This is a genomic window from Pseudomonas sp. HLS-6 TE3448, assembly GCF_053629555.1.
Genome location: NZ_JBRJIO010000001.1, coordinates 4618960 through 4634275, shown reverse-complemented (window position 1 = coordinate 4634275; position 15316 = coordinate 4618960). Strand labels below are relative to the sequence as shown.

The 15316-nt window shown below is 61.4% G+C and carries 13 protein-coding genes; 1 reads left to right on the top strand and 12 read right to left on the bottom strand.

Going from position 1 to position 15316, the window contains the following annotated elements:
* Positions 1 to 14: 14 nt before the first annotated feature.
* Both AB7M23_RS21275 and AB7M23_RS21270 read right to left on the bottom strand, forming a co-directional pair.
* On the bottom strand, positions 15 to 404 hold the full coding sequence (locus AB7M23_RS21275) for a Mor transcription activator family protein (protein WP_454241957.1): 390 nt from the start codon (positions 402 to 404) through the stop codon (positions 15 to 17).
* A 301-nt stretch (positions 405 to 705) separates the two neighbouring features.
* Positions 706 to 1167, bottom strand: coding sequence for a hypothetical protein (locus AB7M23_RS21270; protein ID WP_454241956.1), 462 nt, complete (start codon positions 1165 to 1167; stop codon positions 706 to 708).
* Between the two features lie 149 nt (positions 1168 to 1316).
* On the opposite strand from AB7M23_RS21270, the gene AB7M23_RS21265 reads away from it, so the two are divergent.
* Complete coding sequence (locus AB7M23_RS21265) at positions 1317 to 1505, top strand: hypothetical protein (RefSeq protein ID WP_065758527.1); 189 nt, start codon at positions 1317 to 1319, stop codon at positions 1503 to 1505.
* 40 nt (positions 1506 to 1545) lie between these two features.
* On the opposite strand, the gene trhP is transcribed toward AB7M23_RS21265, so the two are convergent.
* From trhP to nuoG, 10 genes are all read right to left on the bottom strand, one after another.
* A complete protein-coding gene (gene trhP / locus AB7M23_RS21260) occupies positions 1546 to 2865 on the bottom strand; it encodes a prephenate-dependent tRNA uridine(34) hydroxylase TrhP (protein ID WP_454241955.1) in 1320 nt (439 codons plus the stop codon).
* Between the two features lie 124 nt (positions 2866 to 2989).
* Positions 2990 to 5089, bottom strand: coding sequence for a TonB-dependent receptor family protein (locus tag AB7M23_RS21255; protein ID WP_454241954.1), 2100 nt, complete (start codon positions 5087 to 5089; stop codon positions 2990 to 2992).
* A 135-nt stretch (positions 5090 to 5224) separates the two neighbouring features.
* Positions 5225 to 6700 (bottom strand): NADH-quinone oxidoreductase subunit NuoN, encoded by a 1476-nt coding sequence (gene nuoN, locus AB7M23_RS21250; protein ID WP_065758530.1) that lies wholly within the window; start codon positions 6698 to 6700, stop codon positions 5225 to 5227.
* A gap of 7 nt (positions 6701 to 6707) precedes the next feature.
* Positions 6708 to 8240: an NADH-quinone oxidoreductase subunit M gene (gene nuoM, locus AB7M23_RS21245; RefSeq protein WP_065758531.1), complete on the bottom strand. Its 1533-nt coding sequence runs from the start codon at positions 8238 to 8240 to the stop codon at positions 6708 to 6710.
* Positions 8241 to 8279: 39 nt separating this feature from the next.
* A complete protein-coding gene (gene nuoL, locus AB7M23_RS21240) occupies positions 8280 to 10133 on the bottom strand; it encodes an NADH-quinone oxidoreductase subunit L (protein ID WP_065758532.1) in 1854 nt (617 codons plus the stop codon).
* Positions 10130 to 10438 carry an NADH-quinone oxidoreductase subunit NuoK gene (nuoK, locus tag AB7M23_RS21235; RefSeq protein WP_028944232.1) on the bottom strand — a complete coding sequence of 103 codons (309 nt, stop codon included), beginning with the start codon at positions 10436 to 10438 and terminating at the stop codon, positions 10130 to 10132. The genes nuoL and nuoK overlap by 4 nt, the downstream gene beginning before the upstream one ends.
* 4 nt (positions 10439 to 10442) lie before the next feature.
* Positions 10443 to 10943 (bottom strand): NADH-quinone oxidoreductase subunit J, encoded by a 501-nt coding sequence (gene nuoJ / locus AB7M23_RS21230; protein WP_065758533.1) that lies wholly within the window; start codon positions 10941 to 10943, stop codon positions 10443 to 10445.
* 9 nt (positions 10944 to 10952) lie between these two features.
* Positions 10953 to 11498 carry an NADH-quinone oxidoreductase subunit NuoI gene (gene nuoI, locus AB7M23_RS21225; RefSeq protein WP_065758534.1) on the bottom strand — a complete coding sequence of 182 codons (546 nt, stop codon included), beginning with the start codon at positions 11496 to 11498 and terminating at the stop codon, positions 10953 to 10955.
* 11 nt (positions 11499 to 11509) lie between these two features.
* On the bottom strand, positions 11510 to 12517 hold the full coding sequence (gene nuoH, locus AB7M23_RS21220) for an NADH-quinone oxidoreductase subunit NuoH (RefSeq protein ID WP_065758535.1): 1008 nt from the start codon (positions 12515 to 12517) through the stop codon (positions 11510 to 11512).
* Complete coding sequence (gene nuoG, locus AB7M23_RS21215; RefSeq protein ID WP_454241953.1) at positions 12514 to 15228, bottom strand: NADH-quinone oxidoreductase subunit NuoG; 2715 nt, start codon at positions 15226 to 15228, stop codon at positions 12514 to 12516. Before nuoG ends, nuoH begins: the two co-directional genes overlap by 4 nt.
* Positions 15229 to 15316 lie beyond the last annotated feature (88 nt).

Genomic DNA, 15316 nt, shown 5'->3' with positions numbered 1-15316 from the left:
GTGCGCGGTTACCGTTACGCGGTGTGGCGGACGTGAGCCTCTTGACGCCGGATATTGCCGATCTGGCGCAGGCTCAGGCCGTATTTGTCGGCTAGCACGCTACGGGACAGGCCGTGCGAGCTTTCCTGTTGAATCTGTTGGTTGCGCAGTTGCCGGTTGAAGTGGTCGGGTTTGGGAATCTCCAGGGCCGTACCGGCATAGCGTTTGATCAAGGCCTCAAGCTGTTCATTGGGCAGTACGTCGGCCAGTGTGGTGCGGCCTGGGTGCTTGGGAATGTACTTGGGCCTGCCGCCGTAGATGCAGGTCAAGCGATACGCGCTTTCCAGCCCGACACACGCGATCAAGGCTTGCAGGGAATGAGGCAGTTGGGTGATGTCGATGCGGTTCAGGTCGCAGAGTTCCATGATCACTTCCTTGTCAATGAGCAAGCCATTTGGGCCTGCAGTAGGTGTTAGCCGTCAGCATTCAGCGTGATCAGCAGTGCCGTATCGGCTGGCTGCGTTGGTCGGCGTCATGGGTTGATTCTCGGGCACTGCGCGACAAAAGATCTAGGTAGCAAGCGGGTCTGTACCAGTAGCTGTTCCTGCTTATGTTCGGTGGGAAAAATGGCGAAGGGATGTGGGTATTCCGCGGCGTAACAGGCGCAAAGCCCCGGTTTTCGGCCCGCCACCACAACGGCATAGCCGCTGCTTGGCGCTACCAGCGTCAGTCGCAAGGGTGGGTGACCAACAGGCTGACCTGAGCCATCAATGCGGTTTGGCGAGGCAGCGCATTGTCGGGGAAGGAACGCCAATCAACCCATAGGCAGACAGCGGTGAGTGGGCTGTTGCCGCGTGCGCCGACGACCTGAGGTGCGAAGTCGCGTCGGTACAACGCCTGGGTTTTTTTCAACCCTTGAACCCGTTCAGCCGAGGCCAGCGTGGCTTTTACCAGTGACGGTACTTCCTGCATGGGGATGGTGAAGGCTTCGCGTGTTTCCGGGCTACCCAGGTGCCCGGCCTGTCGAGAACGTTGCCACAATTGCTGCCATTGGCTGTTGCCTGCGCTGTTCGCCAGGCCGGTTCCGAGTGCTTTCAGGTGCGAGGGGTCGAGGTCTATGGTTTGCAGTGCTTGAGCCTCAATACAGACCAGCAGGCCGACTGTACTGAGCAGGTGGGGTATGCGCATGAGGATGCTCCGCGAGGGACGTTAGTGCTTGAGCGCTCATGTTTGCAAGTTGGTCGGTAGGGCAGAACCGGGAAAATATCCTTGTGAGAGGATTGGACGTTGTATTATTCGCGTTTGATTTTTGTCTTCCACGCGTCAAGGAAACCCACATGACTCAAGGCCAACGCCTTAAATACTCCATCCTGTTGTCCCTGCTGGTGCTGGCAACCATGCTGGGGCTGTCCTACCTGCAGAAAGACGGTGTGATCAGCGAAAAGGTGTTCCAGTACATCGCCATCGGCGTGGCGGTCGTCGTGGTCATCGTCAACGGCATCATGCGCCGCAAGGTCAAACTCTGACTCCAGGTCGGCCAGCGCTGAGGCTGGCCGACACCGGCCGTTACAGGGTCAGGTCACGCAGCAGGAGGCCGTACTCCAGGTTGACCTGCTCAGGAATCGGCAGGTAGACGGTATGGCCATCGCCAGGGGCAACCTCGATCGGTTGGCCCTGGCGATTGCGCAACTGATGCAGGTCGAAATGGTAGTTGCCACGTGGCGTCATCAGTTCAAGGTGATCGCCAAGGCCAAAGCGGTTTTTCACCTGCACTTCGGCCAGCCCATCGACCCGCTCACCGGTCAACTCGCCAACGAACTGCTGGCGATCAGACTGCGAGTTGCCACGTTGGTAGTTCTGGTACTCGTCATGCACATGGCGGCGCAGAAACCCCTCGGTGTAACCCCGTTGCGCCAGTGACTCCAGATTAAGCATCAACGAGCGGTCGAACTCGCGGCCTGCTACGGCATCATCAATTGCCTGGCGGTAGGCCTGAGTGGTGCGTGCGCAATAGAAGTGCGACTTGGTGCGGCCCTCGATTTTCAGCGAGTGAACGCCCATCTTGGTCAAGCGCCCGACGTGCTGTACCGCCCGCAGGTCCTTGGCGTTCATGATGTAGGTGCCGTGCTCGTCTTCGAATGCCGGCATCTCTTCGCCAGGACGGTTGCTTTCTTCCAGCAGGAAGACTTCATCGGTCGGCGCGCCCAGGCCCAGTGTCGGCTCGACTTCGCGGACGATCTCCCCGGTTACATTTTCCGTGGCCGGTGTGGCGCTGTACTTCCAGCGGCAGGCATTGGTGCATGAGCCCTGGTTGGCGTCACGCTTGTTGAGGTAGCCGGACAATAGGCATCGCCCGGAATACGCCATGCAAAGCGCGCCGTGAACGAACACCTCCAGTTCCATTTCGGGAACCTGCTGGCGAATTTCCTCGATCTCCTCCAGCGACAACTCACGGGACAGAATGACCCGGGTCAGGCCCAGCCCACGCCAGAACTCCACGCTGGCCCAGTTCACCGTGTTGGCCTGTACGGAAAGATGAATCGGCATCTCGGGGAAATGCCGACGAACCAGCATGATCAGGCCGGGGTCGGACATGATCAGTGCATCCGGGCCCATGGCGATCACCGGCTCCAGGTCCTTGAGGAAGGTTTTCAGCTTGGCGTTATGCGGTGCGATGTTGACCACCACATAGAACTGCTTGCCCTGGGCCTGGGCTTCCTTGATGCCGATGGCCAGATTCTCATGGTCGAATTCGTTGTTGCGCACCCGCAGGCTATAGCGCGGTTGCCCGGCATAGACCGCGTCGGCGCCATAGGCGAAGGCATAGCGCATGTTCTTGAGGGTGCCGGCAGGGGCAAGTAATTCGGGTTTGGCGAGGCTGGTCATGGGAGATCGGGTCGCAGCTGAAAAAGGCGCAGAGGCTACCTCACTGCGCCGCCGCATTTATTGATCTACAGCAATGCCCGGGTGCGGCGCCATGGGATCAGGTGGCCCCGCTATGGGTAATGGTTCAGCGCAGGCTGTAGGACACGCCAACGTAGGCACCGAAGCCCTCGCCGGGTGTCGAGCGGGCGATGTCATTGCCGTGGACGTTGTAGACCGGCGTCACGGTGGCGGCATACCGCTTGTTGGTCAGGTTGCGCAGGTCCAGCCAGGTTTGCCAGTCGTTTTTCGGCGCGTTGAAGCCAAATGTCGCCCCCAGCAGTGCATAGGCGTCGGCGGGGTAAGAGTTGGCGTAGTCGACCTGTACCTTGGAGGCCATCTGCGTATTGAGCCCGGCGTAAAAGCCCGTCGGATGATCGAAGCGCACTTCGGCCTGGTAGAAATGCATCGGAATGCCGGGCAAGCGGTTGTCACCGAAGGCGTCGTCATCACGGTAGTGGAAATCGCTGAAGGTGTAGGCCTGACGCAACGACACCTTGCCCACGGCAGCACGCTCCCAGAGCAGGCTGTTCAGGCCGGCTTCGATGCCCTGGTGGATCGTAGGGCTGGCGTTGATTTCGGCCCAGGTGCCGGGGCCAGTCTCTACTGTCAGCAACTCATGGCGTACCGCAGCGTAGTACCAGGCCAGATCCCAGCGCCCCAGTGCCGAGTCGCCACGAGCGCCGAGTTCAAGGGTGGTGGCGGTCTGATTCTGCAGTTCGACGGGGGTTTTCTGAAGTTTGGCGGCTGGGCCGCCGGTGAAGCGTTCGTTGGCACTCCAGATCAACGCCCATGGGTGTGGCGGCTCGACCGAGCGGCTGAGGTTGCCGTAGACCTCCAACTGCGGGTTGAAGGCGTAACGCAGACCGACGCGCGGGGCATAGTCCCAGTCGTGCTGGCTGACCTTGCCGCCATCGGCGGGATAGCTGACATCGCTTTCCCGGCGGGTGTAGATCAGCGCCATGCCGGTGGTCAGCCACAGGTCCGGCACCAGCTCCAGCTCGTTGCTGGCGTGCAATACGTTGTCAGAGCCCTGATAGCTGAAGTCGCGGGTTTTGGTACCGATTGGGGTGTTGAGGTTAGTACCCTGTTGCACCCGTACATACTCGGATGCGCCGCTATTGGGCAGGTGCTTGGTCGACCGCCAGCCGATCGAGGTGTTGCTCTCGCGGTCGAACAGGGTGTCTCGACGGAAGTAGTTCAACGTACCACTGACATCGGTGTAGGCCACTTTCAGGCGGTTCAGGCCTTCACGCAGGTCCATCGGGTAGTCGTGATACACCAACCCGGCCTCCAGGCGTGAATCGTCATCCAGAAAGAAGGTAGTCTTGTTCGCCAGCCAGGTGCTGCCCGGCTGTGGACGGCTGGCGTCACGGGAGAGGTAGACCGGGTTCGCAGCACGTGGATCATGCTTGATCTGTGCTTTGGTCAGGCGCCCGGCCAGGTCGTTCTCGGTTTCCCGATAACGCAGGTAGAAGCGGGTTTCCAGGTTCGGGTTGAAGCGGTAGCCGACGTTGGCGGCGATGCCTTTGCTGCTGCCGCTGCTGTGATCCTGATAACCGTCGTATGCCGAGTCGGTAGCCGCCACGTAGTAATCCAGGTCGCCCAGCACCTGGCCGGAACTGATCTGGCGTTTCATGTAGCCACGGCTGCCGGCTTCATAACGGACTTGCAGGGGCGCTGCGTCATACCCGGTGTGGGTGATGTAGTCGATGGCCCCGCCCAATGCCAGCGCGCCCTTGTCGAAGCCATTGGCACCGCGCAGCACTTCGGCGCGGCTCAGCCACAGCGGTTCGAACAGTTCGTAAGGGGTACCACCGGGGCCAGTCAGTGGCAGGCCGTCGAACAGGGTGTACACCCCCGAACCGTGGCTGCCCGGTGCCCGGTTGATACCCGAGCCTCGAATCGACAACTTGACCCCATCATTACCGGCGGATTGCGCAAATACACCGGGTTGGTAGGCCAGCACATCCTGGTTGCTGGCAACCCGGCCTTGCTCGACCTGCTGCATATCCACCAGATTGGTTCCGCCCGGCACCCGCTGCAGGCGCTCTTTGGCCGACGCCAGTTCGCTCTGTTCCTGCTCCTGAATCAGCACCTGACCCAGTTCGACAGCGTCGTCGGCCTGTACGGTGGTAGCGCAGACGAACAGCAGCGCCAGTGGAGAGCGGGGGAGGGTGGATCGCATTATCAAGAATTCCAGGTTATGAGGCGGCTATCTGACGCCGCAACTACAAGACGAAGCACAGTCGTTGCCCGGAAAACAAAACACCCCGCCGAGGCGGGGTGTCTGTTGTTACTGAAGCGATTGTTACCTGGGCGATCAACCGATCAGCTGAAACCCGGCGTGTTGGACCATGTCCAGCAGCGGCTGCGGGTACACGCCCAGCACGAAGGCCAGGATCGCGATGGCCAGCAGCATGACGCCGCCAGTGCGCTGTTCCCAGTTCAGCGGGGCATCGTGACGACGCAGGTTTGGTTCGATCAGGTACAGGGTAACCATGACACGCAGGTAGTAGAACACGCCGATGGCGCTGCCCAGTACCAGGGCGCCGACCAGCCACCACAGCTGCGATTCGACACCGGTCGCAATGATGTAGAACTTGCCGATGAAGCCTGCGGTCAGCGGGATACCTGCAAGCGACAGCATCATCACGGTCAGTACGGCGGTCAGGTACGGACGGCGCCAGAACAGGCCGCGATACTCGTACAGGGCGTCAGCGTCACGGCCGTTGTACGGCGACGACATCAGGGTGATCACACCGAAGGCACCGAGGCTGGTGATCACGTAGGTGACCAGGTACACGCCGATGGCTTCCATCGCCAGGCCCTTGCTGGCCACCAGGGCAATCAGCAGGTAACCGAAGTGGGCGATGGACGAGTAACCGAGCAGACGCTTGAGGTTGCTCTGGGTCAGCGCCAAGAGGTTACCGATCAGGATCGAGGCGACGGCGATCACCGACAGCACGGTGGTCAGTACGCCGCTGCTGGCCGCCGGCGAGATCAGGAACAGGCGTACGACGACGGCGAACACTGCAACCTTGCTGGCGGTGGCCAGGAACGCTGCGACCGGTGCTGGCGCACCTTCGTAAACGTCCGGGGTCCACAGGTGGAACGGTACCAGCGACAGTTTGAATGCCAGGCCAACCAGCATCATGCCCAGGCCCAGTTGAGCCAGCAGGCTTGGCATGCCAGTGGCTGCCAGTGCCTTGCCAATACCGGTGAAGGTCAGGCTGCCAGCGTCAGCGTACAGCAGGGCCATACCGAACAGCAGGAAGGCCGAGCCTGCGGCCGACAGCACCATGTACTTGATGCCGCCTTCCAGCGAACGCTTGTTGAAGAACGCGTAAGCCACCAGGCCATAGACCGGTACCGAGAGCAGCTCCAGGCCGATGAACAGGCCGGCCAGGTGCTGTGCACAGACCAGTACCAGGCCACCGAGGGCTGCCATCAGGATCAGCAGGTACAGTTCTTCACGGTTGCCCGGGTAGCCTTTACCGCTTTTACCTTCACCCAGGTAGGCGTGGGCGAGGGTAACGCAAGCCAGGGTGGCGACCAGGATCAGCGCCATGTACAGGCAGGCGAAGTTGTCGACGGTCAGCAGCGGGGTGACCGCCAGGGGTGTGACTTTCAGGGTTGGAATAATCGACAGCAGGGCCAGGTTCAGGCCCACGGTCGACAGCAGGAAGGTTTGCGAGTGATTGCGGCGCCAGGCGATGGCCAGCATCACCACAACAATGGTGATACTGGTAATCAGCAGCGGCGCAAGCGCGATAAAGTGTTGAATCGTCAGGTCCATAGCGCTCTTACCGGGCCGAAGCGAGTTGAGTGAAAGCGGTGCCGAGCCACTGCTGCACACCACTCATGGTAGCGGCAGAGGTGTCGAGGAACGGCTGCGGGTAAACGCCCAGCAGGATCAGCAGGCCAGCCAGGCCCAGCACCATGATCATTTCGCGAGTGTCCATACCAGCCAGGACTTCATCGGATTTCGCCGGACCGAAGTAGGCACGGTGGATCATGATCAGCGAGTAGACCGAACCGAAGACCAGGCCGCTGGTAGCGATCACAGTCACCCATGGCGAGCTGACGAAGCTGCCGATCAGGATCAGGAATTCACCAACGAAGTTACCGGTACCTGGCAGGCCCAGCGACGCGGCGGCGAAGAACAGGCTGATGGCTGGCAGGTAAGCGATACGGTGCCACAGGCCGCCCATCTGACGCATGTCACGGGTGTGCAGGCGTTCGTACAGTTGGCCACTCAGGATAAAGAGTGCCGCAGCCGACAGACCGTGTGCGAGCATCTGGATCACAGCACCTTGCAGCGCTTGCTGGCTGCCGGAGTAGATACCGATCAGCACGAAGCCCATGTGCGAGACGCTGGAGAACGCGATCAGGCGCTTGATGTCGGTTTGGGCGAAGGCCAGGAATGCGCCGTAGAAAATCCCGATCAGACCGAGGGTCATGGCGATTGGCGCGAATTCCGCCGAGGCATTCGGGAACAGCGGCAGGGCGAAACGCAGCAGACCGTAGGCAGCGGTTTTCAGCAAAATACCCGCCAGGTCCACGGAACCTGCGGTAGGTGCCTGGGCGTGAGCGTCAGGCAGCCAGGAGTGGAACGGTACAACCGGCAGTTTCACCGCGAAGGCAATGAAGAAGCCCAGCATCAGCAGGTACTCGGTACCGGCTGGCAGTTCGGCCTTGAGCAGTGTGCTGTAGTCGAAGGTCAGTACGCCGGTGGTGTTGTAGTTCACCAGTACCAGGCCCAAGATCGCCACCAACATGATCAGGCCGCTGGCCTGGGTGTAGATGAAGAACTTGGTTGCTGCGTAGATCCGGGTCTTCTTGCCGTCTGCCGAGCTGTGACCCCAGAGCGCGATGAGGAAATACATCGGCACCAGCATCATTTCCCAGAAGAAGAAGAACAGGAACAGGTCCAGGGCCAGGAACACCCCGACCACGCCGCCCAGGATCCACATCAGGTTGAGGTGGAAGAAGCCGACGTGGCGCTGGATCTCTTTCCACGAGCAGAGGACCGAAAGCACACCGAGCAGGCCGGTGAGCAAGATCATCAGCAGCGACAGGCCGTCCAGGCCCAGGTGCAGGCTGATGCCGAAGCGCTCGATCCAGAGCACTTTGTATTCGACAGTCCAGGCAGGCTCGGTACCCGGTGCCGGGGCGAGGGTGTAGTCACCGTGTGCCCACAGCCAGAGGCCGATACCGAGCAACAGGGACATGGTCAGCAGCGCAATCCAGCGTGGCAGGGTGGCGCCGAAGCGCTCACCCAGCCAGCACAGCAGGCCGCCGATGAAGGGGATCAGGATCAGCCAAGGCAAAATCATGACGGGCTCAATTCCTTTCGCAAAGTCGCAAGGTTCATATCAGACCGCAGCCAACAACACAGCGCCGAGAACAATCACGGCACCTGCGGCGATCGAGGCGGTGTACCAGCGCAGCTGACCGGTTTCGGTACGGCTCATGGCAGCGTGGCCACCACGTGCCAGACGCGGCACCAGACCAATGCTGCGGTCAACCGGGTCCTTGCGCAGCACATGGCTGATCAGCAGGTAAGGTTTGACGAACAGCTTGTCGTAGATCCAGTCGAAGCCCCAGGCAGCGAACCACCAGGCCGACAACACGCGACCGATGCCGCTGTTGGCGATGGCCGTTACCAGGCGACGTTTGCCCAGGAACAGCACGGCTGCCAGCAGGATACCGGCGATGGCAATGGCGCCCGAGGCGATTTCCAGGCTGTGCTTGGCTTCGCCACCGGCATGGCCGGCGCTCTGCGGCAGTACACCGGCCAGTGGTGGATGAATCCAGGCACCGACGAAGGTGGACAGTACGATCAGCACGCCCAGCGGCAGCCAGTGGGAAATACCGTGGCCAGCATGGGCTTCGGTCTTGGCTTCGCCGTGGAAGGCGATGAAGATCAGGCGGAAGGTGTACAGCGAGGTCATGAAGGCACCGACCAGGCCGGCGTACAGCAGACCGTTGTTACCACTGGCGAAGGCTTCCCAGAGGATTTCGTCCTTGGAGTAGAAACCGGCGGTCAGCAGCGGCAGGGCAGCCAGGGCGGCACCACCGACGATGAAGCTGGCGTAGGCCAGCGGCAGCTTCTTCCACAGGCCACCCATCTTGAAGATGTTCTGCTCGTGGTGGCAGGCAACGATGACCGCACCGGAGGCAAGGAACAGCAGGGCCTTGAAGAAGGCGTGGGTCATCAGGTGGAAGATCGCGCCTTCCCAGGCGCCAACGCCCAGGGCCAGGAACATGTAGCCGATCTGGCTCATGGTCGAGTAGGCGAGGATACGCTTGATGTCGGTTTGAACCAGCGCGGCGAAGCCAGCCAGTACCAGGGTGACACCGCCGACCACGCCGACCAGGTGCAGCACGTCCGGCGCAAGGGCGAACAGGCCGTGGGTACGGGCGATCAGGTAGACACCGGCGGTCACCATGGTCGCGGCGTGGATCAGTGCCGAAACCGGGGTTGGGCCCGCCATCGCGTCAGCCAGCCAGGTCTGCAGTGGCAGTTGGGCGGATTTACCGACCGCGCCGCCCAGCAGCATCAGGGTGGCCATGACGATCCAGAAGTCACCGGCCTTGAAGTGCTCCGGTGCGCGTACCAGCAGTTCCTGGACGTTCAGGGTACCCAGTTGCTGGAACAGGATGAACAGGCCGATGGCCATGAACACGTCGCCGATACGGGTCACGATGAAGGCTTTGAGTGCGGCGTTACCGTTGTTGCGGTTGCTGTAGTAGAAACCGATCAACAGGTAGGAGCACAGGCCCACGCCTTCCCAACCGAAGTAGATGAACAGCAGGTTGTCGCCCAGGATCAGGAACAACATGCTGGCAATGAACAGGTTGGTGTAGGCGAAGAAGCGCGAGTAGCCCGCTTCACCGCGCATGTACCAGGAGGCGAACAGGTGGATCAGGAAGCCGACGCCGACCACTACACCCAGCATGGTGACCGACAGGCCATCCAGGTACAGGGTGAAGTTGGGTGCGAAGCCGTCTACCGACATCCACTGCCACAGCAGCTGGCTGTACGCACCGCCTGCAGGCGGTGCTACGTTGAACTGCCAGATCACGTAGGCCGCGACGATGGCCGAGAGGCCTACCGAGCCAACGCCGATCAGCGCCGAGAGGTTCTCCGAGAACCGTCCGCGCGAGAACGACAGCAGCAGGAAGCCGATCAGGGGAAATACGAAAGTCAGAAAGAGAAGGTTCATCCGCGCATCTCACTGGCTGCATCGATATCGAGAGTGTGGAAGCGGCGATACAGCTGCAACAGGATCGCCAGGCCAATACTGGCCTCGGCCGCTGCCAGGCTGATCACCAGGATGAACATGATCTGTCCATCCGGCTGCGCCCAACGGCTGCCCGCGACAATGAACGCCAGTGCCGAGGCGTTCATCATGATTTCCAGGCTCATCAGCACGAAAAGAATGTTGCGGCGCACCATCAGCCCGACCAGACCGAGGCAGAACAGGATGCCGGCGACGGCCAGGCCATGTTCGAGAGGAATTGCAGGCATGTCGTTACTCCTTCGCCTCGTTGCGGCCGAGGTGGAATGCCGTTACCGCTGCAGCGAGCAGCAGCATCGAGGCCAGTTCCACCACCAGCAGGTAAGGGCCGAACAGGCTGATGCCGACGGCCTTGGCATCGACAGTGGTGTGGCCGATGCCAACACCGCTTTGATTGCCGAACAGCACATAGAGCAGTTCCAGCAGCAGCAGGGCGCCGAGGAACACCGGCCCCGCCCAGATACCGGGCTTGAGCCAGTCGCGCTCCTGGCGAACCGAAGCCGGCCCCAGGTTGAGCATCATCACCACGAAGACGAACAGCACCATGATGGCGCCAGCGTAGGCGATCACTTCCAGTACGCCGGCAAACGGCGCGCCGAGGGCGAAGAAGGTCATCGCCACGGAGATCAGCGAAATGATCAGGTAGAGCAGGGCGTGTACCGGGTTGGTGTTGGTGATCACCCGAAGGGTGGACACCACAGCGACACCGGATGCGAAATAGAAAGCGAATTCCATCTTTCTTCCTTAAGGGAGCAAGCTCTTCACGTTGATCGGCTCGGCTTCGTTCTGCGCAGCGCCTTTCGGCTTGCCGGCAACCGCCATACCTGCAACACGGTAGAAGTTGTAATCAGGGTTCTTGCCGGGGCCGGAGATCAGCAGATCTTCTTTCTCGTACACCAGGTCCTGACGTTTGAACTCGGCCATTTCGAAATCCGGCGTCAGCTGGATCGCGGTGGTCGGGCAGGCTTCCTCGCAGAGGCCACAGAAAATGCAGCGCGAGAAGTTGATGCGGAAGAACTCGGGGTACCAGCGACCGTCGTCGGTTTCGGCTTTCTGCAGCGAGATGCAACCGACCGGGCAGGCCACGGCACACAGGTTGCACGCTACACAGCGCTCTTCACCATCGGGGTCGCGGGTCAGGACGATGCGACCACGGTAGCGCGGTGGCAGGTAGACCGGCTCTTCCGGGTACTGCAGGGTGTCGCGTTTGCGGAACCCGTGGGAGAACACCATCACCAGGCTGCGCAGCTGGGTGTAGGTGCCTTTGATGATGTCAAAAATGTACTTCATGCTCTATATCCTCACTGAACCGCGCCGGCCGGCGTGTTCAACAACACGAGCGCGGCGGTCACCAGCAGGTTGATCAGGGTCAGCGGCAGGCAGAACTTCCAGCTGAAGTCCATCACCTGGTCATAGCGCGGGCGCGGGATCGAGGCGCGCAGCAGGATGAACAGCATGATGAAGAACGCGGTCTTCAGGGCAAACCAGAGGAACGGCAGTTGCGGCAGGATGCCGAACGGGCCGTGCCAGCCACCGAAGAACAGCGTTACCAGCAGTGCCGAGATCAGGATGATGCCGATGTACTCACCGACGAAGAACATGCCCCATTTCATACCGGCATATTCAATGTGGTAACCGTCGGCCAGTTCCTGTTCCGCTTCCGGCTGGTCGAAGGGGTGACGGTGAGTCACGGCAACGCCGGCGATGAAGAAGGTGCAGAAGCCAAAGAACTGCGGAATGATGAACCACAGGTTCTGCGCCTGGTAGTCGACGATGTCGCGCATGTTGAACGAGCCAACCTGCGCCACGATGCCCATCAGCGCCAGGCCCATGAACACTTCGTACGAAACGGTCTGGGCCGAAGCCCGCAGGCTGCCGAGCAGTGCGTACTTGTTGTTCGACGACCAACCGGCGAACAGTACGGCGTAGACCGACAGGCCGGCCATGGCGAAGAAGAACAGCAGGCCGATGTTCAGGTCCGCGACACCCCAGGTCGGGGTGATCGGGATGATCGCGAAGGCAATCAGCAGAGCACTCATGGCCACGACCGGCGCCAGGGTGAAGATCACCTTGTCGACGAAGGGTGGGTTCCAGTCCTCCTTGAAGAACATCTTCAGCATGTCGGCAGCGATCTGGAACATGCCGAATGGGCCGACGCGGTTCGGACCGTAACGGTCCTGCCACCAGCCCAGCAGGCGCCGCTCGACGAAGCTGAGCAGCGCGCCGCAGACCACCACGGCCAGCAAGACCACGATGGCCTTGACGACGGTGATGATCACATCGATCACTTCAGGGGTGAACCAGGTCATTGTGCTGCCTCCTGCAGGCCTTCGACGGTGTGACCGAAGATGGCTGGCGGGATACCGGCCAGGCCTTTCGGCAGGGCAACCAGGCCAGCGCCCAGTTCCTCATTGATACGCAGCGGCAGACGCAGGGTCTGGCCGGCGACGTTCAGGCTGAGCATGGCGCCGTCGTTGACACCCAGGCGGTCGGCTTCGGACTTGGCCAGGGCGACGTAGGCTTGCGGGATACGCTCTTGCACCGGTGCTGCGCGCGAAGAGTTCTCTTCACTGCCGAACAGGTGATAGAACGGCACCGCTTGCCAGGTACCACGAGCCGGTGCGAAGGCGCCAGGAATGTTGGCGAACCAGTTCAGCTTGTCGCCCTGGCTTTCGATCAGGCGGGTGCCCGGATCGCCAGCGCGCAGGTGACCACCGACTTCGTCCTGGAACTTGTTCCAGGCTTGTGGCGAGTTCCAGCCCGGCGACCAGGCAAATGGCACTTGCTGACGCGGTTCAACCGAACCCGAATAACCTTCCATGGAGAAGGCGAATGCGGTGTCCTGGTCTTGTGGAGTACGCGGCTCGTGTACGCTGATGTTGGCGCGCATGGCGGTACGACCGGAGTAGCGCAGCGGCTCGCGGGCCAGTTTCAGGCCTTTGATACGGAATGCCGCCGACGGTGCCGCGTTGACGATGCCCGCCAGTTGCGGGGCCGCTGTTGCGCAGGCGCTGGTGACATGGTCCAGTTGGGTCCAGTCCACCGGCTTGTTCAGCAGGGTCGAGCGCAGGGCGTGCATCCAGCGCCAGCCTTCGTGAACCAGGATCGAAGCGTCCATGTAGGTCGGATCGAACACCTGGAAGAAACGCTGGGCGCGGCCTTCGAGGCTGACCAGGGTACCGTCGCCTTCAGCGAAGGTAGCCGCAGGCAGCACCAGGTGGGCGCGGTCAGTGGTCGGAGTCTTCTGGTGGTCCGCAACGATGACAACCTTGGCGGCCGCCAGCGCAGCATCGACCTTGGCCGCTGGCAGGCGGCTGTACAGGTCGTTTTCCAGTACGACGATGGCGTCGGCTTTGCCGGAAATCACGGCATCCAGCGCGGCATCGGCCGAGTCACCGCCGAGCATGGCAAGCCCGAGGCTGTTGGCTTCAGGGACGACCAGGCTCAGGGAACCATTCTTCTCGCGCAGCTTCAGCGCCTTGGCGATGTTGGCGGCGGCTTCGATCAGGGCCTTGGAGCCCAGCGAAGTACCGGCAACGACCAATGGGCGGTTGGCAGCGACCAGGGCATCGGCGATGCGCTTGGCCAGGGCCAGGGCTTCGGCGTCCAGGCCTTCAACGGCAGGGGCGCTTGGGTCGATGGCGTGGGCGACGGCGAAACCGAGGCGAGCCAGGTCATCCGGGGACGCGTGTACGCATTCTTCGGCGACGTCATCGAGCTTGGTTTCGGCCAGGCTGGCGATGAACAGCGGGTACATGGCGTGTTGGCCGATGTTTTTCACCGCAGCGTCGAGCCAAGGCTGAACACGCATGGCGTCGGCCATGGCCTCGGCCTTGCCCTTGACCGACTGGCGCAGGGCCAGGGCAACGCGGGCAGCTGTTTGGGTCAGGTCTTCACCGAGGACGAACACGGCATCGTGGTCTTCCATCTCGCGCAGGGTTGGCACCGGCAGCGGGCTGTCGTTCAGCACCTGCAGAACCAGGCGCACCTGCTCAAGTTCAGCGGCTTCCATACCCGAGTAGAAGTGTTCGGCACCGACCAGTTCGCGCAGGCCGTAGTTGCTTTCCAGGCTGGCGCGTGGCGAGCCGATACCGACGATGTTGCGACCACGCAGCATATCGGCCGCTTGATCGAGGGCGGCGTCCAGGCTCAGTTTCTGGCCATTGGCGAGCAGCGGCTGGCGTGGGCGGTCTTCACGGTTGACGTAGCCATAGCCGAAGCGGCCACGGTCGCACAGGAAGTACTGGTTAACGGAACCGTTGAAACGGTTCTCGATACGGCGCAGTTCGCCATAACGCTCACCCGGGCTGATGTTGCAACCGCTGGAGCAGCCATGGCAGATGCTCGGGGCGAACTGCATGTCCCATTTGCGGTTGTAGCGCTCGGAGTGCGTCTTGTCGGTGAACACGCCGGTCGGGCAGACCTCGGTCAGGTTGCCGGAGAATTCGCTCTCCAGGGCACCGTCTTCGACGCGGCCGAAGTAGACGTTGTCGTGGGCACCGAAAACGCCCAGGTCAGTACCGCCTGCGTAGTCCTTGTAGTAACGCACGCAACGGTAGCAGGCGATGCAGCGGTTCATCTCGTGAGCGATGAACGGGCCGAGTTCCTGGTTCTGGTGGGTACGCTTGGTGAAACGGTAGCGGCGCTCGTTGTGGCCGGTCATTACCGTCATGTCTTGCAGGTGGCAGTGACCGCCTTCCTCACAGACCGGGCAGTCGTGTGGGTGGTTGGTCATCAGCCATTCGACGACGCTGGCGCGGAACACCTTGGCTTCTTCGTCGTCAATGGAGATCCAGCTGCCATCGGTGGCGGGAGTCATGCAGGACATGACGATACGACCACGCTTGTCGTTTTCGTCGGTGTACTGCTTGACCGCGCACTGGCGGCAAGCACCGACGCTACCGAGCGCCGGGTGCCAGCAGAAATAAGGAATGTCGAGGCCGAGCGACAGACACGCCTGTAACAGGTTGTCTGCGCCGTTGACTTCGAGCTCTTTGCCGTCTACGTGGATAGTGGCCATGGTTCAAAGTTCTTCGTTGGCCCGCGTCTGCGGGCGTGGCTAATGGAAAACTGTGTGCTTGCAGCCCGCGACAGGCGGACCCGGGCGA